Origin of the sequence: Agathobaculum sp. LCP25S3_E8, from assembly GCF_052117165.1 — a bacterium.
Classification (GTDB): Bacteria; Bacillota; Clostridia; order Oscillospirales; family Butyricicoccaceae; genus Agathobaculum.
In genome coordinates this window covers 1-1,533 of sequence record NZ_JBQKJR010000136.1, presented here as the reverse complement: position 1 = coordinate 1,533, position 1,533 = coordinate 1, and the positions used below count along the sequence as shown (strand labels likewise).

Here is a 1,533-nt window from a genome sequence, read left to right as displayed (position 1 = left end):
ACCACATTCCGGCTGGTTTGCCAGCCCGTCATTGCGGATCAGCCGCAGAATTTTATCTTCCATCGTTTCCTCGGCGGTTTCGCTGAGGTAGACACGAACTTTATAGGTGGTCTTGCCAATGTGCCGAGTCAGAAACACGGCGTTTTCATCTGCCATAGAACCTCTCTTTCTTGCGCTTTCAGCGCATCCGGTGTATACTGTTGTTATAGTTCCGTTATTTGTAACCTGTGATTGTGTTACTTCTTTTTTGTGTCAAGCCTGAACATGGCGAAAGCCCCCTTTCTCCTGCGTGAACGAGCTGATGTAACCCAAGTAACTTGTTTTTAGATTACTCTTTCACTAATAGGAGAAATCCGGGGTGCAAAACGGAACCATTTTTGAAAAATTGCAAAATATTTTTTTGAAAAGAGGTGGGGTCATGGCGTATCTGTCTGATGACGAGCTTCTGGATACCGAGGGTGGCTTCACCGTATGGGACGATGGGACGGGCACTGGTGCGGCGGAGGAAACGCTGGAACAGGCGCTTGTGGAAGAACGTCTGGCCGAACTGGAAAATGAGCTGGAGCAGGACGAGCATCCTATCGACTATGAAGCGGAACTGGAGAACGAGGAAGAAGAAGCCGCCCCGGTCAGCGAAAAGCGCCTAAAGCGGGAAATCCGGGCGGAAGCGGTTCGGCGGTTGGAGGAAGCAGCCCGCACCGAGGAGGATTTCCGAGTTGTCGTAGGAGAATGGGACAAGCTGGATCAGAACCGGGAACGCCGGGAACGGGACCATGAAAACCTTCGTGGTGATGTGCCGCTGGAATATCAGGCGGTGCCGGAACCGAAGCTCATTCCCCGATGGATGAACAACCCCGCATACCGGCAGCTGATGGCCGGGAACTTTCTGGACATCCTGTTTGACTGCCCCTATGAGATGCAGAATCTGACCGCCGACGCCTTTATTTCCCGCATGGTGGAGGAACTGAGTGAGGAACACAAGGAAGTCCTTTATTTTCTCTCTTTGCGGCTGTACAGCACCACCAGGCTTGCCGCTGTGCGTGGGCAGTCTGACCGCAATATCCGCAAGCTGCGAAAGACCATCCACAAGAAATTGCAGCGCCAGATGTATGACCATCTGTGCGGCAAACAGGAGCATGGCGGCAGCCTGACCTTGCGGGAACGCCAGTTTTTGGAGGAATACTCGAAAATCGCAAAGAAACAGGGCAAGGATGCCGTGATCCGGCGGGAGAACAAGACCAAGCGCAGAAAAAAGAAAAACCGCCCCTGATAATTGGGACGATTAAGGAGAAAGGGCGTGTATGATGAAAAATTTATTTGAACAATCCCGTTCCCATTGGGTGCGGTACGATCATTATGAGCTGAAAACAGCGGAAGATGGCAAGCGGTATATCACCCCCAGCAAGAGCGCAAAGCCGGACGTCTACAATCCGCTGAAAGAGGTCCCCAACATTGTGCTGGATGCGCTGAATGTGGGGATGCTGATGATGGGACGCAAGCCGGAAGCAGAAGTGGAAAAGGCGGTAATGGAGT

General features: G+C 52.2%; 2 protein-coding genes and 1 pseudogene. 2 read left to right on the top strand and 1 reads right to left on the bottom strand.

Annotated features, from left to right (window positions below; translation table 11 throughout):
* Window positions 1-156 (bottom strand): transposon-encoded TnpW family protein (locus ACTQ34_RS17895; protein WP_441364953.1); only part of this gene is annotated, 156 nt, incomplete at its 3' end.
* A 262-nt stretch (window positions 157-418) separates the two neighbouring features.
* Here ACTQ34_RS17895 and ACTQ34_RS17890 point away from each other — a divergent pair.
* Window positions 419-1,270 (top strand): sigma-70 family RNA polymerase sigma factor, encoded by an 852-nt coding sequence (locus tag ACTQ34_RS17890; RefSeq protein ID WP_441364952.1) that lies wholly within the window; start codon window positions 419-421, stop codon window positions 1,268-1,270.
* Between the two features lie 31 nt (window positions 1,271-1,301).
* Window positions 1,302-1,533, top strand: a pseudogene (locus ACTQ34_RS17885) (hypothetical protein); the annotation flags it as partial.

What these genes read in the sequence shown, in the direction of transcription:
- ACTQ34_RS17890 (WP_441364952.1), top strand. Translation starts at nt 419, where the DNA reads ATGGCGTATCTGTCTGATGACGAGCTTCTGGATACCGAGGGTGGCTTC.